The organism is Sphingomonas sp. NFR15 (assembly GCF_900103265.1).
Taxonomy (GTDB): domain Bacteria; phylum Pseudomonadota; class Alphaproteobacteria; order Sphingomonadales; family Sphingomonadaceae; genus Sphingomonas; species Sphingomonas pollutisoli.
Map to the genome: position 1 here is coordinate 871,802 of NZ_FMWX01000001.1, position 23,820 is coordinate 895,621.

The following is a 23,820-nucleotide window of genomic DNA, read 5'->3' on the forward strand; positions in this document are numbered from 1 at the left end:
CGGGTCGAGCGCGGTCGTGACACCGCGCACGGCACGCGGGGCATATCCCTCGACTTCGCTCGGGACGAGCGGAGGTTTGCGTTAGCCTGGTCCGGGGCAGAGCGTCCGTTTGCTCCTGCGGAACAGTTGCCGCCTCGCTTGCACACGGCGATGGCGGCAGCGCGATATCCAAACCGTTCGTGTCGAGCGTAGTCGAGACACCACAAGGCACGCGGGGCCTCCCTCGACTTCGCTCGGGACGAACGGAGGTTTGCGTTAGCCTGGTCCGGGGGCAGAGCCTCCGTTTGCTCCTGCGGAACAGTTGCCGCCTCGCTTGCACACGGCTGGCGGCAGCGCGCGATCCAAACCGTTCGTGTCGAGCGAAGTCGAGACACCACACGCCACGCGGGGCCTCCCTCGGCTTCGCTCGGGACGGGCGGATATTATGTGAGCGCAGCGTCGGACAGCGGCTGTTTCGCCTTGCGGAACGGGCGCCATGCCGCCTCCGAGCGTTTGCGCGCGAGATAGGTGTCCAGCCCGATCTGCGCGCCGATCAACTGGTAGATGAACGGCTGGAACGCGATGCCGACGAACGACGCGCCGAGCAGGTAGATCAGCAGCGCCGATTGCAGCGCGCCGGCCAGTGGCGCGATCCATTGCTCCTCGGGCGGCGCCTTGCGGTAGCGGCGGCGCAGCATCTCCATGCGGATAATGCCGATGATGTTGAGCCCGCCCCACAGGATGATGCCGGGCCAGCCCTGCTCGCCGAGCATCTCGAAATAGGAGCTGTGATAGGCGCGCGCGCGGTCGGTGGTCGGGGTGTGTTTGATCGTCAGGCTGTTGCCGCTGCCCTCGGTGGTGACGAGATCATAGTTGAGCACGTCCTGCCGGTACATGTCGAAGCCGCCGCCGAACGGATGCGTCTTCGCGTAATTCCACGTCCATTGCCAAACGGCGAGCCGGGTCGAGGCGGATTCGTCGGCCTTGTAGGTCTTGATCGTTCCCATCCGCGCGACGAAGGCGGAGGGCAGGAACGGCACCGCGACCAGCCCGATCGCGGCGATCAGCCCGAGGTAGAGCATCTTGCGCTTCACGTCGCGCAGCATCAGCACCGCCGCCAGCACGACGCACAGCAGCCCGGTGCGCGCCGAGGTGCCGACCGGGATCATGCAGCATGCGAATACCAACGCGTAGCAGAACAGCTTCACCTTCCAGTCGGGCGGGAACACCGTGCCGTGGTTGGAGAACCACAGCACCAGCGGCACGATCGCCACCGCCACGGTCGAGATGATCGAGCCTTCGTACAGACCGCTGTTGTTGGACACCATCAGGTTGAGCGAGCCGTACCCGCCGCCCGACACCACCGTCTTGATGCCGCCGACGATGATGATCGACGAGGCGGAAAGCACCATGAACAGCAGCAGCGATTCGATCCTGAGCCTGGTGCGCAGCGTCAGCGGCAGGAAGGCGGCGAACACCAGCGCCTTCCACACCCAATCCCATTTATCGAGTGCTTCCAGCGGGAAGTCGGCGTTGCGCGTGGTGATTCCGCAATAGAGCAGCAGCAACAGGATGATGATCTGGCGCGGCGCGATCCGCACGTCGCGCTTGTCGTCGATCAGCGCCCAGCTCAGCACCGCCGCGCAGAAGGCGATCAGCGAGATCGGCATCGCATTGAGCAGCAGATAGGTCAGCCGCTGCGGGCTGACGATGTCGATATAGATATAGGCGAGGATGAAGATGAACGGCTTGCGCAGGCCCGCCAGGAAGAAGGCGCCGAGGAACGCGACGAAGACGAGGTCACGCACCGGGCCGGTCCTCTTCCGGTCGCCGGGCGGCACGCGGGCGGCCGCGGATGTCGCGGTCGAACGGCCCCGGTTCGTGATCGAGATCGGGCCGCTTGAGCAGTGCCCAGATCGCGAGCAGCATCAACCCGTGGCTGATCAGAAGCGCGAAATTGTCGATCATGCTTGATACCCCTGGAACGCGCTTCGCGGCTTCGCCGGCACCGCGAATACGCGCCGCGAGTTGAGGCTCCGTTAAGCACTGGCGTGCGAGGGTGGCGGTGATGAAAATCCTCCACGTTCTCGACCACGGTTTGCCGTTGCAGAGCGGCTATACCTTCCGCACCCGCGCGATCCTGAGGGCGCAGCAGGCACGCGGCTGGCAGGTCGCCGCCGTCACGGGCACGCGCCAGGGCGCATCGGCGGCGGCGGCCGAGACGGTCGACGGCATCGACTTCCACCGTACCGCGCCGATCGGCGCCTCGCCGCCGGTGCTGGGCGAGCTGCGCGAAATCCGGGCGCTGTCGCGCCGCGTCGCCGAGGTGGCGGAGACGTTCCGCCCGGACATCCTCCACGCGCATTCGCCGGTGCTCGGCGCGCTGGCCGCGCTCCGCGTCGCGCGGGCGACGCGGCTGCCGCTGGTCTATGAGATTCGCGCCTTCTGGGAGGACGCGGCGGTCGGCAATGGCACCGGGCGCGAGGGATCGGCGCGCTACCGGGCGACGAAGATGCTCGAGACCTGGGCGGTGCGCCGCGCCGATGCCGTGTCGGTGATCTGCGAGGGCCTGCGCGGCGACCTGATCGCGCGCGGCATCGCGCCGGACAAGATCCTGGTTTCGCCCAACGGGGTCGATCTCGCGCTGTTCGGTACCCCGCTTGCCTATGACGATGCGCTTGCGCGGCGGATCGGCGTCACGGGAGCCGAGGTGATCGGCTTCATCGGCAGCTTCTATGATTACGAAGGCATCGACGATCTGATCGCGGCGATGCCCGCCCTCGTCGCGGCGCGCCCGACCGCGCGGCTGCTGCTGGTCGGCGGCGGGCCGATGGAAGCGGCGCTGCGCGCGCAGGCGGCGGCCTCTCCGGTGGCGAGCCATATCCATTTCGTCGGCCGCGTGCCGCATGATGAAGTCGATCGCTATTACAGCCTCGTCGACATCCTCGCATATCCGCGCAAACGGATGCGGCTGACCGACCTCGTCACGCCGCTCAAGCCACTGGAGGCGATGGCGCAGCGCCGGCTGGTCGCCGCGTCGGATGTCGGCGGGCACCGCGAGCTGATCCGCGATGGGATCACCGGCACCTTGTTCCCGCCCGGCGATCCCGCCGGGATCGCCGCCGCGCTCGCCGGTCTGCTCGGCGACCGCGACGGCTGGGAGGAGCGCCGCGACCGCGGCCGCGCCTTCGTCGAGGCCGAGCGCAACTGGGCGGTCAACGTCGGTCGTTACGAACCTGTTTACCAAAAACTTACCAGTGCGGTGGCATCACCCCGCCCATGGTCGCGTCCCCCCGTCAGCGTCTGATCCTGCCCATCGCGCCGCTCGGCGCGGGCGTGACCGGCGCGTTCACCGCCTTGCTGTTCCTCCTGATGCCGACCGATGCGCTCGAATCGCTCGTCGTCGACAGTGGTGTCGCCACCCTGCTCGACGCGGCGCGGCCGCCGCTTGGGCTCACCGCGCGCGCGGTGCTGGCGCTCTCGGGCGGCGGCGCGGGCGCGCTGTTGGCGTGGATCGCGCTGTTCGTCGCGTTCGGCACGCGGCTGGTGATCCTCAACGGGTCGATCGCGCACGGCGATGCGGTGCCGCCCCAGCGCCGTGCGGATGCGCATCCCGACGCGCCGCCGCGCCAGCCCGTGTTCGCCAACCGCGACCTTGGCACACCCTTCCTCGATGTCCGCGCCGAGGCGCCCGCCGCGGTGCCGATGGGCGCGGCACGCGCGCGGCCGCTGCCTGCCAATCTCGACGTGCCGCTGGCGCTGTTCGATCCGGTCTCGTTCGCCGCGCGCACCGCGCCCGCGCCCGATCCGGTCGAAATCCTCGAACCCGCCCGCGAACAGCGTGACACCGCGCCGATCCCGATCCGGCGCGACACCGCCGACGTGCTCGGCCTGATCGCCGCCTCGATGCGATCCGCCCCGCCGGTGCGCCGCGCCGAGGCCGAATCGCCCGCCTCGATCCGCGCGCTGCTCGACCGGCTCGAACGCAGCGTCGCGCAGCGCGGCACCGCGCCTACGCCGGGCCGGCCGGATTCGATCCGCGATACGCTCGATACGCTGCGCGGCCTCGCCACGCGCGCCGGCTGATTTGCCCGCCCACGCGCCTGCCGCTAAGGCCCGTGCGATGACCCGCAGCCCCCTCACCCTCTACAACAGCCTCACCCGCGCGACCGAGACGTTCGTGCCGATCGACCCGGCCAACGTGCGTGTCTATTCGTGCGGGCCGACCGTCTACAATTACGCCCACATCGGCAACTTGCGCGCCTATGTCTTCACCGACACGCTGAGCCGGGTGCTGACGTGGAAAGGCTATCCGCTCACCCATATCATCAACATCACCGATGTGGGCCACCTCACCTCGGACGCGGACGCCGGCGACGACAAGATGGAAGCCGCCGCGCGCGCGCGCGCCATGAGCATCTGGGACATCGCCGCGCATTATACCGCGGCGTTCAAACAGAACCTGCGTGACCTCAACATCCGCGAGCCGGCCAAGTTCCCGCTCGCGACCGATCATATCGCCGAGATGATCGCGTTCGGCGAGAAGATCGCGCCCAAACATTGCTACCGGCTGGAAAGCGGCCTCTATTTCGACGTGTCGACCGTGCCCGATTATGGCCGGCTCGCACGCGTGGCGGACGATGCGCGTGAAGGCCGGATCGATCCGGTCGCGGGCAAGCGCAACCCGCAGGATTTCGCGATCTGGCGCACCTCGGCACCCGGCGAGAACCGGCAGATGGAGTGGGACTCGCCGTGGGGCCGCGGCGCGCCAGGCTGGCATCTCGAATGTTCGGTGATGAGCCGCAAATATCTCGGCGACGGCTTCGACATCCACACCGGCGGGATCGATCACCGCGAGATCCACCATCCCAATGAGATCGCGCAGAACCAGGCGCATTGCGACTGCGCCGACACCGGCGCGAGGGTGTGGATGCACAACAATTTCCTCGTCGAGCGCGCGGGCAAGATGTCGAAATCGTCGGGCGATTTCACGACGTTGCAGACGCTGGTCGATCGCGGCTTCCACCCCCTCGCCTATCGGCTGATGTGCCTGTCCGCGCATTACCGCAGCGAACTTGAATTCTCATGGGAGAATCTGGCGGCGGCGTTCACCCGGTTGAAGCGGCTGGTGATGGCGGTTGAAGCGCTGCGCGCGCGTGACGACGGCACCGAGAAGGGCGACGCCGCGCCGTATCTCACGCGGCTCGACGAAGCGGTGTCCGACGATCTGGGCACGCCGCGCGCGCTGCCGGTGCTGGACGATCTGCTCGCCGACAAGAAGCTGTCGCCCGCCACCCGGCTCGCGGCGTTGGGCGCGTTCGTCGATGTGCTCGGCTTGCCGCTGCTGACGCTGTCGCGCGCCGACCTGCGCGTGATGCCAGCGGGCGCGACCATCATCCCCGCCGAGATCGAGGACCGCCTCGTCGAGCGCAAAGCCGCGCGAGTCGCCAAGGACTTCCCCCGCTCCGATGCGCTGCGCGACGAACTCGCCGCTGCTGGCGTCGAGGTGATGGATGGCGATCCGCTGGGTTGGGACTGGAAGCCAGTGATCGACTGAGTCCGCCGTGGCGGGGAGTTGGTTCACGCGGAGGCGCGGAGGCGCAGAGGAGGAAAGACAAGGCGGCCAAAGGCCGCATAATCCGCGATTTGGAGCCAGTGACCTGTCGACAGCGTGCCTCCCTCTTCGCGCCTCCGCGCCTCCGCGTGCAAAATCTTCTTTTTCTGACGTTCGGCCACTTACCCAAAACGCGTAAACGCCTCTTGCGCCGCTTACCCCATCCGGGTAAAGCGCGCCTCCCATGACGACACTCGCAGGCATCAAGATCAAGCGCTTCCGAGAGGAACGCACCCTCAGTCGGGCCGCGTTCGGCGCGTGGTATGGCGCGCCCGGCAGCACGGTGCAGGGCTGGGAGGAAGACGGCAAACGCGCCGGCAGTCAGATCGTCAACCAGATCGCCGCGAACGGCATCGCCACGCACGCCGACTGGTACGTCCAAATTCGAACGGAGAACGACATGAGCACCTGGTCGCCCGATAGCTGGACGCGCGCCGAGGCCCGGCAGATGCCGACCTATCCCGATGCCGCCGCGCTCGACGCGGCGACCGACACGCTCGCCAGCTTCCCGCCGCTCGTCTTCGCGGGCGAGGCGCGCAATCTCACCGCCGATCTCGCCAAGGTCGCCGAGGGCAAGGCGTTCCTGCTGCAAGGCGGGGACTGCGCCGAATCGTTCGCCGAGCATAGCGCCAACAACATCCGCGACACCTTCCGCGTCATCCTCCAGATGGCGGTGGTGCTCACCTATGCGTCCAAGCTGCCGGTGGTGAAGGTCGGCCGCATGGCGGGCCAGTTCGCCAAGCCGCGCTCGGCCGACATGGAGACGGTCGGCGGTGTCGAGCTGCCGAGCTATCGCGGCGATATCGTCAACGACATCGCGTTCACGCCGGAAAGCCGCATTCCCGATCCGCAGCGGATGGTGCGCGCCTACAGCCAGTCGGCGGCGACGCTCAACCTGCTGCGCGCGTTCGCGGGCGGCGGCTATGCCAATCTCCACCAGGTCCACCGCTGGACGCACGATTTCATGGGTCGCAGCCCGTGGTCGCAGAAATATGCCGACGTTGCCGACCGGATCGGCGAGGCGCTCGACTTCATGGAAGCGTGCGGGATCAACCCCGAGACGGTGCCGCAGCTCGCGCAGACCAATTTCTACACCAGCCACGAAGCGCTGCTGCTGCGCTACGAACAGGCGCTGACCCGGCAGGATTCGCTGACCGGCGACTGGTACGACACGTCGGCGCACATGCTCTGGATCGGCGACCGCACCCGTTTCGAGGGATCGGCACACGTCGAGTATCTGCGCGGCATCGGCAATCCGATCGGCATGAAGTGCGGCCCGAGCCTTGAGCCCGACGCGCTGCTGCGGCTGCTCGACACGCTCAATCCGGGCCGCGCGCCCGGTCGGATGACGCTCATCACCCGCTATGGCCACGATACGATCGAAAAGGGCCTGCCCAAGCTGGTGCGCGCGGTGATGCGCGAGGGCCATCCGGTGGTGTGGAGTTGCGACCCGATGCACGGCAACGTCGTCAAGGCCGCCAACGGCTATAAGACGCGGCCGTTCGACCGCATCCTCGCCGAAGTGCGCGGGTTCTTCGCGGTCCACCGCGCGGAAGGCTCGATCGCGGGCGGCATCCACGCCGAGATGACCGGACAGAACGTGACCGAATGCACCGGCGGCGCGGTCGACGTGACCGAACAGTCGCTCGCCGATCGCTACCACACGCATTGCGACCCGCGCCTCAACGCCGGGCAGAGCCTGGAGCTCGCGTTCCTGCTCGCCGAGATGCTCAACGCCGAAATGTCCGAACGCCGCCGCGCGGCGGCGTAACCGCGACAATCCATCTTGACCGTTGGCGGCGCACACCGTAAAGCCGCGCCTCCAACGCATACGGCCCCTTCGTCTAGCGGTTAGGACGACGCCCTCTCACGGCGTAAGCACGAGTTCGATTCTCGTAGGGGTCACCATCGCCATCAACTCGTCGGACATGCCGCGACCATGATCGCGGACGCCTATCACAATCCCACCTCTGTCCCTGCGGCCAAGCCCGAGGGGCGCAAGGTCGGCGACTAGCTACGCCCCACCGTGGGCTCACATCTGCATCAATCGAAACTCGGCGTTTCTTCGCTCTTGCTCGACGCGGAATCTAAACTCACCAGCGGGGTCGGAGCCCAGATCAACACGCGTCGCTGTCATGTGGTTCTACGCAATCAACACGTTCGCTTTCGAGGACGTACCGGAACCCGCCTAGCGTCAGGTGAATGGAAGCAAATCCTACAGCCAAGCCGAATCGAACGGTCTTACCGGCGAAGCCGAATGTGAGGCGTTGGCCCCCCGGCAAACCCGGCGCGGTTCACGGCAGGACACCCCTGTCCGCTTGGCCTCGAGACAAATTATGAGATCAACCTCGGCACGGACATCTCGCGGATCGAGAAGCGGGCGTCGGGATGCTCCGAAGCGCCGTCGCGGCTCTGGGCGCGGTGCTGGACCACGCCGTTCTTGCCGAAACCGGGGACGACCGGGCGGTCGGTATGGCTCGACAGCCACAGCCTCAGCAGATGCCGCTTGCGCTGCGGCTCGGGCCAGTCGTCGAACGCGGTGCGCGCGTGCAGCGCCGCATAGTTGGAGAGCCATTGGATATCGCCGGGGCGGAAATCCATCTCGATCGCCATGCCGGGTTCGTAGGTGATTTCATCGAACAGCCGCAGCACCTCGATCTGGTCGTCGCTCAGCTTGGGAACGCCGGGATACTCCTGCGCGGTGAGGATGTAGAGTGACCCCGCGTACATGCTGAATACGCCTTCCTCGACACTCACTACCGGCGACGTGTAGGTGTCGGCGGGCGCGTTATGGTCCTGCCGGCGCCAGTCCCAGTGGAACGGCTCGAGCAACAGCCCGGCGAGATCCGGCCGTCGACGCAGGATCTCGTTGTAGATTTCCGCGCCCGACACGAGGCAAGACAGGCCGCCCTGCTTGGCCCCGCGCAGGCACATCAGCGCGACGATGTCCGAACTGTCGGAGTGATACACCAATTTGTCGCGCACCTTGGAAGACAGCGCGGTCGGGTCGTCCATCGTCTTGTCGGACGTGGCATAGACATGGTCGAGCAGATCGCCCATTTCGTTCTGCCGGATCGGATCGCCCATGTGGAGGCCGAGCACATAATAGATCGCGGCGGAGAGTGCGTCCGAATAGAGGTGCGACTTCAGCCCGCGCACCAGCACGAAGCCACGCCCGAAATCGACATCGCGCCGCCATGACCGCACCGCGTCCGCGGCCGCATCGAGCGGATAGTCGGCCGCCTGCACGAAACGCAGATCGGGATCGTCGGCGAGGAAGCGCGTGCCGAGCGCCTCGAGTTCGGCGACCTGCCGGTCATCGAGCGTGTAGACCCAGTCCTCGCCTGTCATAAGCCGGTCACCACGCCAGGCTGCTTCGGTGTGGACGGGGTCGGGGATGTCGGCAACGCGCATGATGGTCTCCATTTGCCAGCCTGTATCGAGCGGCAGCCCGACCCAGTCTTGTTCCACCGCGCACAGTGACATTGCAGCAGCGCCAAACATGCATCGAAGCTGCGGCTGCGGTGCGCGATGCCCCGGAAAAGCGAACCTTGGCTGGAATTTCTACGCCTGGCGACAAGTTTTGCCGCGCGCGGCTCGATAGCATCCCCACACGCCCCATGATCCGTCGCGAGCGAAGCGGCGCCTAGGGACGGTGCATGGCGGTGCCGGCTTGCCGGGGTTTGGCGGTGGCGGGCGCTGGGGATCAAATTTTGCGGCGTTGCCCCCAGCTTGGCCCTCATGCACGTTTACCGGCGAATCACAAGGCAGTTGCCCGGTGGTTCGTCGCAAGGACGCGGCATGCTGTCGCCACGGGCAGCGAGCGGTCAAGCCGGCGGGACAGCGGGCTGGGCGCGATACTGGGATGAGGGCCTGGAGAAGGCGCTGGCATGCGTGGCCGTGAAGGCTGCGCACGAGAGTGGGGGATTTTTGTGATCACGAAATATCGAATTGTTGGATCCGCAAGCGTCTCCATCCTGGCGCTGATGGCGGCGGCGTGCCCGGCGATGGCGGCGGCGGAGGATGTTCCGGCGGCGGTTCCGATGCCGGCGGCCGTGGCACCAGAACCCGATACGTCGGAGGCGGCACCGCCCGAGATCGTCGTGACGGCCGAACGCACCAACGTCACGCTGCAAAAGACCAATCTGTCGGTGACGGCGGTGACGGCGGACACGCTCGCCAAGAGCAACATCACCGAGATCACCGGCCTCAACGGCGCGGTGCCGGGGCTTGTCGTCGCCAAAAGCGGGGGCGGCGAGCGGCAGATTTCGATCCGCGGGATCGGCTCCGAAACGCCTGAAAATCCGCAAACCCAGCCGGGCGTCTCGGTCCATGTCGACGGCGTCTACATCTTCAACTCGATCGCCGCGAACGCCGCGTTCATCGACGTCGCGCAAGTCGAAGTGCTGCGCGGGCCACAGGGCACGATGTACGGGCAGGGATCGACCGGCGGCACGATCAACATCGTGTCGAAGCAGCCCGAGCTCGGCAAATGGACCGGCAACGTCGATGCCGGCTATGGCAATTACAACCTCGTCAAGACCGATGGCGCGCTCAACGTGCCGATCGGCGACACGATCGCCATCCGTGGCGCGATCCAATATTACAATCACGACGGGTACGCCAAGGCGACCAAGGTCGCCGGCCAGCCCGATTACCAGCTCGACAACGCCAACGATCTCGGCGGCAAACTGTCGCTCAAATGGCAGCCGGCCGATAACGTTTCGCTGCTGCTGAGCACGATCCAGTATCGCGGCGACGCGAACGCGCCGGCGCAGAAGAACATCCTCGATCCAGAACCCGATCCCCGTGTGCTGACGCAGGATTACCCTGGCAAGTCGTACATCCGCACGCAGCTTTATTACGGCGTGCTCAAGTTCGACATGGGGCCGGTGGTGTTCAATTCGATCACCGGGTATCAGAAGCTGCGCAGCATCCAGTCCTGGGACGGCGACGGTCTCGACACTGATCTGTTCTACGCGCTGACCAACGGTCAGGCGCCGGGCGCGGGGGTAAAGTACGATCACATCGCGACATGGACGCAGAACACCGAAAGCTGGACGCAGGAGTACAATCTCGCTTCCAACACGGACGGACGGCTGCGCTGGATCGTCGGCGGCGTGTATCTGCATTCGACGAACAACAGCTACATCAACGAGTTCCGATCGAATGAGGGGAACGGGCTGAATGCCGCGCTGCCCGTCTCGGCGGCGTATAACGACCCGTTGGTGAAGACCATTACATATGCCGAACTCTCGGCGGTCACGCGTGAGGCCTATGCCGGTTACGCGCAGGGCACCTACAAGCTGACCGACCGGCTCTCGTTCACGGCGGGCATCCGCTACAATCATGACACCTATAGCGGCGTCAGCGCCAGCCAGTCGGGGCCGACCTCGAGCAACACGTCCGGCGCTTATCTCCAGCCGAAGCCCGGGGTCGGCACCAGCACCAATCGCGTCACCGGCAAGGCGGCGCTGAACTACGATATCACCGGCACGAGCATGGTTTACGCGAGCTATACACGTGGCTTCAAACCAGGCGGGATCAACAGCTCGGCCGCGGTCGGCAACAGCTCATATACGATTTTCGGCTTCAAGGACGGGACCAAGCCGACCTTCAAGCCCGAAGAACTCGATTCATTCGAAATCGGTTCAAAGAACCGCTTCTTCAACAACACACTTCAGCTCAACGCATCGGGCTTCTTCTACCTGTACCACAATATGCAGTTCCTCGAGGAAGATGCGGTGCTCTTCGGCAACGGCGTCAGCAACGCGCCCGAAGCGCAGGTGCTCGGCGCCGAGATCGAAGCGGACTGGCACCCCACCCGGCATCTGCGCTTCGAAGGATCGCTGTCGCTGCTGCACAGCGAGTTCACCAGCGATTATTACGCGCTTGATCCCACCAAAGCGCGCAACGCGCAAATCGCCGCTGGCTATGCCGGCGTCGGCGGGTTCTACTCCAACTTCTACCTCGCAACGCTCGCGCGGGAAGCGGCGCGGGTCAATATCAACGGCAACAAGCTGCCCAAGATGCCGACCGTGCAAGGCTCGGTGGCGGCATCCTGGACCGGAGAGGTCGGCCCCGGCGAGTTCACCGCGCGCGCTCAGTACATCTATCGTGGCGGTTACAATTCACGCGTGTTCGCCGATCCGGTCGCCGACAAGACGCCGAACTATTCGCAGGTCAATCTGTTCGCCAATTACGACTTCGCCAACAGCGGATTCCACGCCTCGGTGACGGTGACCAACCTGTTCGACGAGGCCGGCGTCAACTCACGCTTCACCGATCCTTATGGGAGCGGCCAGGTGTCCAACACCTACATCCCGCCGCGCCAGGCGATCTTTTCGCTCGGATACCGGTTCTGACCGACCCGCGGGAAGCCTGCTCCCGCGTCGCTTATGGCCGCCGCCTTCGGGCGGCGGCCACTCTTTTTTGGGGCGCAGCGGCCGATGGTCTCCCGTTTTGATGGTAACGGAATTGAAATTTGTCGTGATCGGCACCGGCGGTGAATCGCGGATGGCGACCGGGAATGATCCCATTGCCTCGAAGGGCTTCGCATGAGCGTCACGGTGTTCGGCTCTCTCAATCTCGATATCGCCCTGCGCTTGCCGGCAAGGGCGGCCTGGGGGCAGACCCTGCTGGTCGATGAGAGCGCGCAGGCGGTCGGCGGCAAGGGACTGAACCAGGCGATCGCCGCCGCGCGCTTCGGGTCATCGACGCGGATGGCGGGCGCGGTGGGCAGAGACGCGGCGGGCGAGATGCTGTGCGCCGCGTTGGCGGCCGAGGGTGTCGATATCGCGAATGTCGAGATGCTCGACGGGGTCGGCAGCGGACGCGCCACGATCCTGATCGAACCGGCGGGCGACAACATGATCGTGGTCGAAACGGCCGCGAACGCGCATGCGCGCGCCGAGACCGGACTGGCCGCGCTCGATCGCGACAGCCGGGTGCTGCTGGTCCAGTTGGAGACCGACGTGGATGCGGGCGCGGCGATGTTCGCGAACCCAGCGACCGCGTCGTTGTGCAAGATCCTCAACGCCGCGCCGGCGATACCAGCGGGCGCGGCACTGTTCGATCTGGCCGACGTGCTGATCTTCAATCAGACCGAGTTCGCCGATTATCTGGCGCTCGATCGCGAGCCGGCGAGTATCGACGACGTACTGGTCGCCCGCCGCCTGCTCACCCGTCCCGACCAGGCGGTCATCGTCACGCTCGGCGCGATCGGATCGGCGATGGTCTGGGCCGAGCGCTCGGTCTTCGCACCGGCGTTTCCGGCGGAGACGGTGATCGACACCAGCGGCGCGGGCGACTGCTTCTGCGGCGTCGTGGCGGCATGCATCGACCAGGGAACCGCGCCGGAACAGGCGTTGCGTCTGGCCAACGCCGCCGCGTCGATCGCGGTCGGCCGGCACGGCGCCGCGCCATCGATGCCGAAGCGCGCCGAAGTGGCGGCGCTGCTCGGCGCCGCGATCAAGCATTTGGATGGTGGGAGATGAAATGATGGACATTGCCTTGCAGGAACACCCGCACGCCGCCACGCGCTATCGGCACATCAGCGTGGCACCGCTCAATCCGACGATCGGCGCGGTGGTGGGCGGAGTGGACCTGACCATGCCGTTTGGCGAAGATGTCGCCGATGAGCTTCGCCGTGTCCTCGCCGAGCATCTGGTGATCTTCTTCCACGATCAACCGATCGATTTCGACGCGCATCGCCGGCTCGCGGCGGTGTTCGGCGAGGCGCATGTCGCGCCCAGCACGGTGCCGTGGCAGGTGCCGGGCTATCCCGAGATCACCAAAATGCACGCCGACGCCAACTCCACCTTCGTCGCCGGCGAGGACTGGCATTCGGATATGAGCTGCGATCCCGCTCCGCCGATGGGATCGATCCTGTACCTCCACACATTGCCCACGCTCGGCGGCGACACGGTGTTTTCGAGCATGTACGCCGCCTATGATGCGCTGTCCGAGGGGATGAAGGCGCGGATCGCCGGGCTGCGCGCGGTCCATGACGGCGTAAAGGCGTTCGGCGATATCGTGCCCGAGGGCATGGCGCTGCCACGCTCGTCGCATCCGGTGGTGCGCACGCACCCGGTGACGGGGCGCAAGGCGCTCTACGTCAACCGCAGCTACACGACGCGGATCGAAGGCCTGTCCGAGCGCGAGAGTGACGCGCTGCTCGCCTTCCTCAACGAGCATGTCCAGAACCCGATGTTCCAGTGCCGCTTCACCTGGCGCCCCCACGCGATCGCGGTCTGGGACAATCGCTGCAGCCAGCACATGGCGATCTGGGACTATTTCCCGCAGGTGCGGTCGGGTTACCGCATCCAGGTCAAGGGCGAGGTTCCCGAATAACGTACGCGATCGCGCGTCGCTCAAAGGAGGGCAGCCGGCACGATCCGGCTGCCCTCTTTCGTTTCAGCCCTCCAGCGGTTCGGCGGCGCCGAACCCGGCGAGATGCGCGGTTACGCCGCGCGGCTGCGGCTTGCGCAGCATCGCGACCAGCGCGAACAGGACCAGGCTCACGCCTGCCAGCGCATAGAAGATGCCCGAGAAACTGCCGGTCTGATCGCGGACCATGCCGCCCAAGGCCGGTCCGAGCGCGGCGGAGGTCGAAACCGCGGTCATGATCGAATACAGCTCCAGCGCGGCGCGACGGCCGAAATATTCCTGAAGCAGCATGATCGTGCTGACATAGCTGAAGCCGAGGCCCCCGCCGAACGCCAGCAGCCAGACGACCAGCACGCCTGAGCCGTTGGCCAGCGCCAATGTCGCCGCCGAAAGCGCGAGCGTGCCGAGCGAGAACATTGTCAGCACGCGCGGCGAGGTCTTCTCGCCGATCACGCCGGCAAGCGCCGAGCCGATCGCGCAGACCAATGCCGACAGGCTGATGAACTGGGTCGCCTGATCCGCCGCCAAGCCGTGCTCGAGCAGATGCTGATAGGCGAAGCTGTGCGTCGTGGTGTTGATCGCGAGGCACGCGGTATAGGCGAAGATCACCACCCAGAATTGCGGCGTTGCGAGCGCATCGCGGACTTTCCAGCCGGAGGACGCGGGCGCCGGCTCGGCGCTTTGCTCCGCAGTCGGTCGCGCGATGGCGAGCCGGCTGGTGATAAGGACAGACAGTCCACCGATCACCACCGCGCCCAGCCCAAGCATCAGCCAGTACAGCCGCCACGACAGGCCGGCGGATTGCGACACGTAATAGAGCAGCGGGCCGAACACCGCGCCGAGGTTGCCGATCGTGAAATACACGCCCAGCGCGGTCGAGCGGCGGTTGAAGATGCTGGAGAGCACATGCACCGCCGGCACGGTGCCGCAGAAGCAGAACCCCACGCCCAGTAGCGTCGTGCCGAGATAATAAGCGGCGACGCCGGTCGCGAGGTACAGCAACCCGAACCCGGCCAGCAACACCGCCGTACCGGCGAGCATGGTCCGCGCCACGCCGAGCTTGCGGACGGTATAGGCGGGCGCGAGGCTGAGGAGGCCGCACGCCACCCCGAGCAAGGTGAAGCCGAACCCGGCTTGCGCCCAGCTCATGCCGAAATCCTTGACCATCGCCGGCAACACCATGCCCAGCGAGTTGAAGGTGCCTGCGGTCAGCAGGAAATAGAGCAGGCTGAGGATCAGCAGAACGGCGTAGTTGATCGGCTTGCTACTCATGCCTGGCGCCTTTCACAGCGGGTCGAAGAAGGAAGGATCGGCGCATCACAGCACCGGCCATGCGCTTGGAACGGTCTTGCCCGCTCGCGCGAGCAGGGCGGGGGCGGTCGCTTCGACCTCGGCGAGCAGTTCGGCCTCGTCGATCAGCGCCGCGCGATAGTCTTCGACGACCCGCCGGCCGTCCACCCAGACGCTGTGCACGCCACGCCCGTCCGCCGACCAGACGAGCTGGTTGACGACGTTGAGCAGCGGCGTCCACTCCGGCCGGTCGCGATCGTGCGCGACGAAATCGGCTTTCTTGCCGGGTTCGAGCGAACCGATCAGGTGGCTCATCCGCGCTCCGGCGGCGCCGTTGAGCGTCGCGCATTCGAGGACGTCATAGGCCGAGAACAGGCTGCCATCGCGGCGCGAATCCTTGAACAGCCCGGCGGTGACGAACATCGCCCGCATCATGTCGGCGGAATTGCCGTTGTTGTTGCCGTCGGTGCCGAGCTGGATCGGCACGCCCGCCGCCGCCATTTCGGGGAACAGCCCCGAGTGGCTGGCCCCATAGGCGCCCTTCATCGCCGTCATCGGGCAATGCGTGACGTGCGTGCCGCTCTGCGCGAGCAAATCGACCTCGTGCACGTCGAGATAGATCGCGTGCGTCAGCGAGAGATGCGGGCCGAGCGCGCCGATATCGGCGAGGTGGGCGATCGGGCGCTTGCCCGTGGTGGCGAGATAGAAGTCGGGATCGGCGGGATCGGGACTCATATGCGCGGTGACGCCAGCGCCGAATTCATGCGCGAGCGCGGTCGCGGCGCGCCACAGATCGTCGGTCGCGAGCGAATGGCCGACCAGCGCGGGCCAGGCGGCGAGCAAGGGATCGCCGTGGCACGGATAGCGTTCGACCTCGCTATGAAGCCCCGCGATCGCGGCGCGGGTGAGCGCGGCCTGATTTTCATGCGGCGCGAAGGCGCGATCCTGCGTCCAGCGCCCGATCCGGCCACGGATGCCGGTTTCGGCGAGGCCATCATAGACCGCGTCGAGATCGAGAATCGTGCCCGCCTCGATGAAACAGGTGGTGCCGGTGCGCAGCATCTCGAGCGCGGCGAAGCGCGCCGACAGCCGTTCCTCCTGCGGGGTCTGCGCCTGATAGGTCGGGATCAGCCAGCCGAGCACGTTGGTTTCCCAATCGGCATCGTCGGGCACCGCGCCGCGCGTGATCGGCTCGCCGGTGATGTGGACGTGGCAATTGACGAAGCCCGGCGTCAGCACGAAGCGCGATCCGTCGATCGTCTCGCGCGGCGACACCGCCGCCGCCACCTCGGCGCTCGGGCCGACCGCGTGGATGCGGTCGCCGACCACCGCGACCGCGCCATCGCGGTAGATGCGGCGTTCGGCATCCATCGTGACGACCCAGCCGCCCCGGATGAGCAGATCGACGGGCGTGGCGTGCGGGTCGCTCACGCCAGCCAGGCCGCGACCACGGCGTCGGTCGTCACCAGCAGCGAGGTGTGGCTCGCCAGCGCCTTGAGCGCGCCGCTATGCACATCCGGCTCGAAGCTGGCGCAGGCGTCCGACACGACGAAGGTGTGGAAATCGCGATGGAACGCGTCGCGGGCGGTCGAGTCGACGCAGCAGTCCGTGGTCAGCCCGGTCAACACCAGCGTATCGATGCCGCGCGCGCGCAATTTCTGCTCGAAATCGGTGCCGTGGAAACTCGAATAGACGAGCTTTTCAACCTCGATATCGCCGGGTTCGGGCTGGACGCGGTAATACGCCTCGCCGCCGCCGCCGACACGGCAGATCCCGGCGTCGCCCGGCGTCCCCTTGCGCGCCATCCATGTCTTCAGCGCGTTCGAATCGGTTTCCGGCCGCGTCATCACCCGCATGAAGCCGACCGTCGCGCCAGCGCGGCGCGCCGCCGCGATCAGCGCTTCGATCCGGTCGATCGCGTTTTCGGCCGGGCTCATGTCGGTGCCGTAGCGGCCGATCAATCCGTCTTTGGAGGCGAAATCGACCTGAACATCGACGACGATGAGGGCGGTGCGCGCGGGCGCGATCATGTCGCCCAGGTCGGTGACGTGCGGCAGGGCGGTGTCAGGCATCGGCCGCTTCCATCACCTTCGCCGGGAAGCGTTCGCGCAGCACCGGCAGCACCTTTTCGCCGAAGATCGGCAGCGCGGTGAGGTAATCGGGGAAGATCAGCATCAACCCGTCGAGCGAGGTCTTCTCGAAGATTTCGCTCAACCGCGCGATCACCGTCTCGGGGGTACCCATCACGTGCGGCGTCATGAAGGTGGAGCGCGCCTTCTGAACGAATGCATTCTCCTTGCCGATCTCCGCATCGAGGAAACCATAGGCCCGCATCATGCCGTACAGCGCCTCTTCGTCGAGCCCGGCGCGGAAATGCTCGGCGGTGGCCGCGGCGGCTTCGTCGGTCTCGCCGAACACGATCGTCATCATCGAATAGGTGCGGATCGTCTCGCCAAGCTCCGCCGCGCCGGCCTTGGCGTCGGCGCTGGCCTTGGCGAGTTGCGCGACATCGCCGCCCGAAAGGAACAGCGCGTCCATCTCCTGCGCGGTGAAACGCACGCCGGCCTTTGACGTGCCCGCGCACACCAGGAACGGCGGCGTCTTGGGCTTGGGATCGGACATGCAATCCTCAAGCGTGAAATACTTGCCGTGCTGCGTGACCGAATCCTCGTTCCACAGCGCCTTGATCGCCTGAATCCATTCGGTCGCGAGCACATAGCGTTCGTCATGATCAACGCCCTCGGGCCAGGCGCCCATCTGCGCGAACTCGCCCTTATAGGCGCCGGTGACGACGTTCAGCCCGGCGCGGCCGTGGCTGATCTGGTCGAGCGTCGCGATCATCTTCGCGGTGACGGCGGGGTTCTGGAGCAGGGTGTGGACGGTCGCCCATACCTTCACCCGGCTGGTCGCCTGCGCGAGCGCCGCCATCATCATCGGCGAATCGAGCGTATGGCGCCAATGTTCGGTCCGGCCGCCGTAGCCGCGGTATTTCGCCATCGCCATGATGAAGTCGAGGCCGATCTCGTCGGCCAGCCGCGCCGCCGCCAGGTTGTAATCGTAGGAGCCGTCGAGCGGCGGGGCGTTGGACGACAGAATCCAGCCGCCATTGGCCATCGGCATGAAGATGCCGAGATCCCGCCCGCCGCTGTCCGAGGGCAAACCGAAGGTTGCGGGCCGTGGATACGTCTTTGACACTCTAGTCCCCTGCTCATCGCGTCGCCGTGGCAAGGTATGATGGGATGCGCCGCGGTTCTTGTCGCTGCACGCCCATGCTGTTGTCTCGCCCACGCCGCGATCGATAGGTCGGCGAGATACACGTCGGGATCAAGCCTTGGGGCGTGGCGGGGCAAGATGCGGCGGCCCCGCGCGCGGTACCGTGGCAAGGGCAGACAAGAAGGGGGCGGCGCGTATGCGGAACTGGTTCATCACGGGCGTGAGCACGGGGCTCGGCAGGGCGCTCGCAAAGGCGGCGCTCGCTACCGGCGACGCGGTCGTGGGGACGGCGCGCTCGGCCGATGCGCTGGCCGCGTTCGAGGCGCTCGCGCCCGGTCGCGCGACCGGACTGCCGCTCGACGTGACCGATCTCGATGCCATCGCCGTGGCCGTGAACGACGCCGAACGGCGCACCGGCGGCCTCGACATCGTCGTCAACAACGCCGGCCTCGGCTATACCGGCGCGATCGAGGAGACCCCCATCGCCGATGCCAAGGCGTTGTTCGACGTGAACGTCTGGGGGCCGCTCGCGGTGATCCAGGCGGCGCTCCCGCACCTGCGCGCGCGCCGCGCCGGGCATATCGTCAACATCGGTTCGATCAGCGGATTGGCGTGCTGGCACGGCACCGGACTCTATGGCGCGTCCAAATTCGCGCTCGACTGTATCGGCCGCACGCTGGCGCAGGAGGTGGGGCCGCTCGGCATCAAGGTTACGAACGTCGCGCCGGGCGGGATGCGCACCGAGTTCGCCGCGACGCGACTGTGCGGCGCCGATCCGACGATCGCCGATTATGCCGAGACCGCGCACTTGGCGCGCGAAGTGCTCTTGGGCCATTACGGCGAGGAGCCAAGCGACCCCGATCTGATCGCGCACGCGATCCTGACCGCCCTCGCCGCACCCGAGCCGCCTTTGGTGCTGCTGCTCGGCACCGATGCCCTGGGCTACGCGCAACGCGAGTTCGCGATGCTCGGCGGTGAGCTGGAGCGGTGGGTCGGCCTCACCACCTCGGTCGCCGTGCCGCGCTGACGGGGCGCTTGGCAGTACATGAACTTCTGGCCGAAGTTGGTAAGGCGAAAGAGCCCGCGAGTGTCGCCTATTGGCTCCTCAAGCAGCTCGCGCCAGATCAGTCGCTGAGAAATCATCACCGACGAACAGGAGTGGCGCCGCCATCTCGTTTGCAAGTGCGTAAGCGAAACAATCGCCGAAGTTGAGGCCGGCTGGGTTGATACCTTTGCCCCATCTACCATAGGCGTCTGCAACCTGACGGGCCATCGCGGGAGTGACGGGGGAGATGTTGATGCCCAAGCCGTCAAGCAGGCGGCGCATCTCTTGGCCGCACCCGCGGCGGTCTGCGACGATTAGCGCTTCCGCAACGGTCCCCGCCGACATCGACAGGGCTTCCGCGGTCGAAAGCGCGTCCATGCAGTCTGCCGCTGCAGGCTCGTCCAGCAGGACTGCCATCAGCGCCGAGGTGTCGACTACAATCACTGCGGCAGCCCGTCTTCACCGTACAACTCGTCCTGGCTATGGGCAGCGCTCGGCCCTGGTGTGACGTGGCTCGCGGCGCTGTGTCGTACCGCCTCCAGAAGGGCGCGGCGATCGGCCGCGGTGCGTTTTTGCGCTACGGGCACCAATCGCACGGCGGCACGACCGTGTCGTGTGAGCACGATCTCATCGCCTGCCTCCGCGCGGCGAACGAGGTCCGTCAGTTGCCCCTTCGCTTCACTTACAGAAACTTCCATGATCATAACTCCTGTTCTGTCAGGATAGACCATCTGATAGTCCAAATCAATGACCGGCCTTGCGCCCGTACTTACGACGACGGGCGCAAAGTGCTTGAACAAGAGTCCGCTCCCGGGGCGCCTAAGCTCCGCTGACAGGCCCCTTCTGGGTCTTCGTCACCGGCAGCAGACGACCAAAACGCGCCATTCGGCTTTCCTGCCTCACTCTGCAAAACTGCCGCTCGTTCATCAGCGGGGCCGACTTCAGAATTTTCGCATGCTTGCGTCACGTCGTTGAAATATTATCACAAATCCTGGCGCTTAATCACAAGATCACCGCGAAAGTATTTGCGCGGGTCCACCCCGACGATACGCTGCGTGGTAGGCCCTTTCCGGCTCATAAACACAACTTCGACCGTGACGGGTGCAAGCTTCGCCAGCCCGAAATGCACCGGCTGTTCATTCTGCACGCCATAGCCACCGCCGGTCGAGACCTGCGCGGCACCGAGGAGCTTGCCCGCCGCATCGTAGAGCCGCACTTCGGCGCCCTGCTGGTTGTATCGGCCATTCGCGCCCAGCACGAGCACGTTCAGGCTGCGCCGCGCCGCCGCGCGCGGCAGATCGTTGTGGAACAGATAATGGCCGCCGACCGGGCTGTAGCCACGCGTGATCGACAGATCGAGCGCGCCGTCGCGATCGTAGTCGATCCATTCGACACCGTGGTCCCCCGCGCTGAGCAGATCGCCGGGTTTGAGCACGTTGACGAAGCCCTTGCCCTTCAGATTGTGGAACAAGGCGTCGGCCGGCTGCTGCTGTCCGGGTTCGCCGTGATACGACATCACCATCAGGTCGATATAGCCGTCATTGTCGTAATCGCCCCATGACGCGCCGACCGCATGGTTCTCGACCCCGACGCCCATCTGATCGGCGACGTTGGTGAAGGTGCCATCGCCATTGTTGTGCCACAGCACGTTGCGGCCGTAATTGGGGACGAAGATGTCGAGATTGCCGTCATTGTCGAAATCGCCGATCGCGCAGCCGACGCCGCCCTCTTCCTTGGTGCGGCCGGGCATCGCCATGCCGAGCGCCGGCGCGACATCGGTGAAGCCCTTGCCGCCGTCATTGCGCCACAGCGCGTCGGTCTTGCCCGACTGGTTGGCGAGGAACAGATCGAGATAGCCGTCCTTGTTATAATCGAACCAGCACGCGCCGACGGTCGAGCGCGCGTCGGTCGGGCCTGCGCCGGGGAAGGCATCGACGAACCGTCCGCCGTCGTTGCGGTAGAGCCGGTTCGCGCCGATCCGGTCGGTCGCGTAGAGATCGAGGTCGCCGTCATTGTCATAGTCGACCCAAGTGTTCTGGCGCGACGAACGGCCGGGCATGGTCAGCCCGACGGTGGGCGCGACATCGACGAAACGCTTGCCCGCGAGATTGTGGAACAGCATGCTCGCACCCGTCGGCACCGACGAGCCGACCAGCAGATCGGGGTAGCCGTCACCGTCGTAATCGCCCCAGCTCAGCCCGCGCGCCTCCTGCTTGGGTGCCGCGCGCGGTAGGCCGACCGCAGCACCGACATCGACGAGCGTGCCGGCATCGTTGCGGTACAGCCGGATCTCGCCGCTCTTGAGCGAAACCGCGAGATCGAGATCGCCGTCGCGATCAAAATCCGCCCAGGCGTTGGAAAGCGAGCCCGGCACGTGAAACGTCTCGGGCTGCCGCTCGGAAAATGGCGGCGGCTGATCGGCTGGCGCCGCCGCGATCGCATGCACGCCGACGAAAGCCGCCGCGATCGCCGCCGCCGCGCAGCCGATCCGCGCGCGTGTCCATGTCTTGCCCATCCTGTGCTCCCCTCGCCTTATGCCGGATGCCACTTCGATCAGTTGGTAACGGGAATCTTCGGCACCGCCACCGGATCGGCGAGCGCCTGCGCCTGACGCAGTACGCGCAGCGCGTTACCGCCCCAGACCTTGCCGACGTCCGCCGGCGTGTAGCCCGCCTCCAGCAACGCCGCCGTCACCTTGGGATAATCGGTGATGTCGTCGAGGCCGTCGATTCCGCCGCCCCCATCGAAATCGCCGCTGATCCCGACATGGTCGATCCCGACCAGCCGGATCGCATGGAGCAGATGCGCCATGAACATCTCGAACGTCGCGCGCGGCGCGGGATAGCGCGCCTCGAACGCCTTGCGCTGCGCCATCAGCGCGCGCTTGTCCGCCACGCTCATACTGTCCATCCGCATGAAGCCGGCCATCAGCGCCTTCATCGCGGCATCGCGCGCCGGGTCCGGCGCGGGCGCGGCGACCATATAGGCGCTATAGGCGTTGATCTGGATGACGCCGCCCTTCGCAGCGACCAGCTTGGCATCCGCGTCGGAGACGTTGCGCGGATGGTCGTGGATCGCGCGCATCCCCGAATGCGACAGGATGATCGGCGCTTTCGAGAGTGCTACCGCTTGGCGCAGCACCTCGTCCGAGGCATGCGACACGTCGATGACGACGCCGAGCCGATTGGCTTCGGCGATGAACTGCTTCCCCTTGGGCGACAGGCCGTGCCACTCGGGGGTGTCGGTCGCGCTGTCGGCGAGATCGTTGTTCTTGAAGTGGACCGGGCTCATCATCGTCACACCGAGCGCGCGGAAGGTGTGCATCAGCGTCAGGTCGCCCTCGAACGGATAGCCGTTCTCCATGCTCAGGAACACGAAGCGCTTGCGCGCCGCCACCGCCTTCGCCGCGTCATCGGCGGTGAGCGCCAGACTGAACACGTCGCTGTGCTTCGCCGCCATCTCGCGAATTTGCACCGCGCGCTGGATGCCGAAATCGCGCGCGGCCCGGTCGCCCTCGGGCGTGCGCGGGCCGGACGGCGTATAGATCGCGAAGAAGCCGCCATCGACGCCGCCATCGACCATGCGCGGGTAATCGACCTGGTCGCCATCGGTCACGGTGGCGTGCCGATCCATGATGCTCCAGCCGGGACGGCCGAGGTTGGCGGGCGTGTCGAAATGCGTGTCGAGCACGATCAGCGCCTCGTGCACCGCCCGCGCCGGGTCGGACGCCTTCGCCGATCCGGTCGCGGCGCCGCCCAGCATCAACGCGGCACCGGCCAGCGACGCCGCCGTGCGGCGGGAGCGCCGTCTCATTTCACCTTCTCGAACCATTCCAGGAACGCCTTGGACTTGCCATCCGGCGCCTTGCCCACGCCCCAGCGCACCAGCGATTTACCGTCTTTCGAAAATTCCCAATATTGCCCGACGATCACGTCGCCATCCTTCTGCTCGAGCACCTGGTAGGTGTTCGGCCCAAGCGTCTTGATGCGGATCTGGTTGAAGCGCGCATTGTCGTTGAGCGGCCCAACCTGATCGTCGAGCGTGGCGACGAAATCGTTCTTGTACGGCGGCTTGCCCTTCACCGTGTCGTTGACGGCGTGGTATTCGAGTGTGTTGGGGCTGAACTTCAGATCGATCGTCAGGCTGAACCCCTTGGGGAATTCCCCGTTGCTCCAGAAGCTTTTCGACTCGACCGAATGATACGTGCCGCTGTGATCGGCGGCGAACGCCGGCGAGGTGATCGCGGCGGCAAGCAGTAACGGCGCAAAGAGCATCTTCATGGGTTGGGTCC

Annotated in this window: 20 protein-coding genes and 1 tRNA gene; 9 read left to right on the plus strand and 12 right to left on the minus strand. The window is 66.2% G+C overall.

The annotated features are described in order from the left end of the window. Positions 1-422: 422 nt before the first annotated feature. Positions 423-1,787, minus strand: a complete 1,365-nt coding sequence (locus BLS81_RS04090; RefSeq protein ID WP_093221815.1) for a putative O-glycosylation ligase, exosortase A system-associated — start codon at positions 1,785-1,787, stop codon at positions 423-425. Continuing rightward, positions 1,780-1,947 carry a hypothetical protein gene (locus tag BLS81_RS20675; protein WP_176787018.1) on the minus strand — a complete coding sequence of 56 codons (168 nt, stop codon included), beginning with the start codon at positions 1,945-1,947 and terminating at the stop codon, positions 1,780-1,782. Before BLS81_RS20675 ends, BLS81_RS04090 begins: the two co-directional genes overlap by 8 nt. A 100-nt stretch (positions 1,948-2,047) precedes the next feature. Here BLS81_RS20675 and BLS81_RS04095 point away from each other — a divergent pair, with 100 nt between their 5' ends. The 5 genes from BLS81_RS04095 (at position 2,048) to BLS81_RS04115 (ending at position 7,501) form a co-directional block, all read left to right on the plus strand. Next, a complete protein-coding gene (locus BLS81_RS04095) occupies positions 2,048-3,286 on the plus strand; it encodes a TIGR04063 family PEP-CTERM/XrtA system glycosyltransferase (protein WP_093221818.1) in 1,239 nt (412 codons plus the stop codon). Next, the gene (locus BLS81_RS04100) at positions 3,259-4,065 is read left to right on the plus strand and encodes a hypothetical protein (protein ID WP_093221007.1); all 807 of its coding nucleotides are present in this window, start codon (positions 3,259-3,261) and stop codon (positions 4,063-4,065) included. Before BLS81_RS04095 ends, BLS81_RS04100 begins: the two co-directional genes overlap by 28 nt. Before the next feature lie 37 nt (positions 4,066-4,102). After that, positions 4,103-5,536 (plus strand): cysteine--tRNA ligase, encoded by a 1,434-nt coding sequence (gene cysS, locus BLS81_RS04105; protein ID WP_093221009.1) that lies wholly within the window; start codon positions 4,103-4,105, stop codon positions 5,534-5,536. Between the two features lie 241 nt (positions 5,537-5,777). Beyond that, entirely contained in the window at positions 5,778-7,364 is a 1,587-nt protein-coding gene (locus BLS81_RS04110) for a class II 3-deoxy-7-phosphoheptulonate synthase (RefSeq protein WP_093221012.1), read from the plus strand. A 62-nt stretch (positions 7,365-7,426) separates the two neighbouring features. Then, positions 7,427-7,501, plus strand: a tRNA-Glu gene (locus BLS81_RS04115). 426 nt (positions 7,502-7,927) lie between these two features. On the opposite strand, the gene BLS81_RS04120 is transcribed toward BLS81_RS04115, so the two are convergent. Next, a complete protein-coding gene (locus tag BLS81_RS04120; RefSeq protein WP_093221820.1) occupies positions 7,928-9,007 on the minus strand; it encodes a TauD/TfdA family dioxygenase in 1,080 nt (359 codons plus the stop codon). A 572-nt stretch (positions 9,008-9,579) separates the two neighbouring features. On the opposite strand from BLS81_RS04120, the gene BLS81_RS04125 reads away from it, so the two are divergent. The 3 genes from BLS81_RS04125 (at position 9,580) to BLS81_RS04135 (ending at position 13,945) form a co-directional block, all read left to right on the plus strand. Continuing rightward, entirely contained in the window at positions 9,580-11,958 is a 2,379-nt protein-coding gene (locus BLS81_RS04125) for a TonB-dependent receptor (protein WP_176787019.1), read from the plus strand. 192 nt (positions 11,959-12,150) lie between these two features. Further along, a complete protein-coding gene (locus BLS81_RS04130; protein ID WP_093221016.1) occupies positions 12,151-13,089 on the plus strand; it encodes a ribokinase in 939 nt (312 codons plus the stop codon). A 4-nt stretch (positions 13,090-13,093) separates the two neighbouring features. Beyond that, complete coding sequence (locus tag BLS81_RS04135) at positions 13,094-13,945, plus strand: TauD/TfdA dioxygenase family protein (protein WP_093221823.1); 852 nt, start codon at positions 13,094-13,096, stop codon at positions 13,943-13,945. Positions 13,946-14,008: 63 nt separating this feature from the next. Here BLS81_RS04135 and BLS81_RS04140 read toward each other — a convergent pair whose 3' ends face one another. Genes BLS81_RS04140 through BLS81_RS04155 form a run of 4 tightly spaced genes read right to left on the minus strand, consistent with a single transcriptional unit; the run spans position 14,009 to position 18,391 of the window. Then, entirely contained in the window at positions 14,009-15,253 is a 1,245-nt protein-coding gene (locus tag BLS81_RS04140; RefSeq protein ID WP_093221019.1) for an MFS transporter, read from the minus strand. Between the two features lie 45 nt (positions 15,254-15,298). Then, complete coding sequence (locus BLS81_RS04145; protein ID WP_093221825.1) at positions 15,299-16,642, minus strand: amidohydrolase family protein; 1,344 nt, start codon at positions 16,640-16,642, stop codon at positions 15,299-15,301. Positions 16,643-16,698: 56 nt separating this feature from the next. Continuing rightward, a complete protein-coding gene (locus BLS81_RS04150) occupies positions 16,699-17,343 on the minus strand; it encodes a cysteine hydrolase family protein (protein WP_093221021.1) in 645 nt (214 codons plus the stop codon). Next, positions 17,336-18,391 carry an LLM class flavin-dependent oxidoreductase gene (locus tag BLS81_RS04155; RefSeq protein WP_093221827.1) on the minus strand — a complete coding sequence of 352 codons (1,056 nt, stop codon included), beginning with the start codon at positions 18,389-18,391 and terminating at the stop codon, positions 17,336-17,338. Before BLS81_RS04155 ends, BLS81_RS04150 begins: the two co-directional genes overlap by 8 nt. 289 nt (positions 18,392-18,680) lie before the next feature. On the opposite strand from BLS81_RS04155, the gene BLS81_RS04160 reads away from it, so the two are divergent. Then, positions 18,681-19,511: an oxidoreductase gene (locus tag BLS81_RS04160; RefSeq protein WP_093221024.1), complete on the plus strand. Its 831-nt coding sequence runs from the start codon at positions 18,681-18,683 to the stop codon at positions 19,509-19,511. A gap of 78 nt (positions 19,512-19,589) precedes the next feature. Here the strand turns inward: BLS81_RS04160 and BLS81_RS04165 are convergent, their stop codons facing one another. The 5 genes from BLS81_RS04165 to BLS81_RS04185 form a co-directional block, all read right to left on the minus strand. Next, complete coding sequence (locus BLS81_RS04165; protein WP_093221026.1) at positions 19,590-19,973, minus strand: type II toxin-antitoxin system VapC family toxin; 384 nt, start codon at positions 19,971-19,973, stop codon at positions 19,590-19,592. Continuing rightward, a complete protein-coding gene (locus BLS81_RS04170) occupies positions 19,970-20,329 on the minus strand; it encodes a type II toxin-antitoxin system Phd/YefM family antitoxin (RefSeq protein ID WP_256326051.1) in 360 nt (119 codons plus the stop codon). Before BLS81_RS04170 ends, BLS81_RS04165 begins: the two co-directional genes overlap by 4 nt. Positions 20,330-20,511: 182 nt before the next feature. Beyond that, complete coding sequence (locus BLS81_RS04175; protein ID WP_093221029.1) at positions 20,512-22,044, minus strand: CRTAC1 family protein; 1,533 nt, start codon at positions 22,042-22,044, stop codon at positions 20,512-20,514. A 38-nt stretch (positions 22,045-22,082) separates the two neighbouring features. After that, positions 22,083-23,342: a dipeptidase gene (locus BLS81_RS04180; protein WP_093221032.1), complete on the minus strand. Its 1,260-nt coding sequence runs from the start codon at positions 23,340-23,342 to the stop codon at positions 22,083-22,085. After that, positions 23,339-23,809 carry a hypothetical protein gene (locus tag BLS81_RS04185; protein WP_093221034.1) on the minus strand — a complete coding sequence of 157 codons (471 nt, stop codon included), beginning with the start codon at positions 23,807-23,809 and terminating at the stop codon, positions 23,339-23,341. The genes BLS81_RS04180 and BLS81_RS04185 overlap by 4 nt, the downstream gene beginning before the upstream one ends. Positions 23,810-23,820 lie beyond the last annotated feature (11 nt).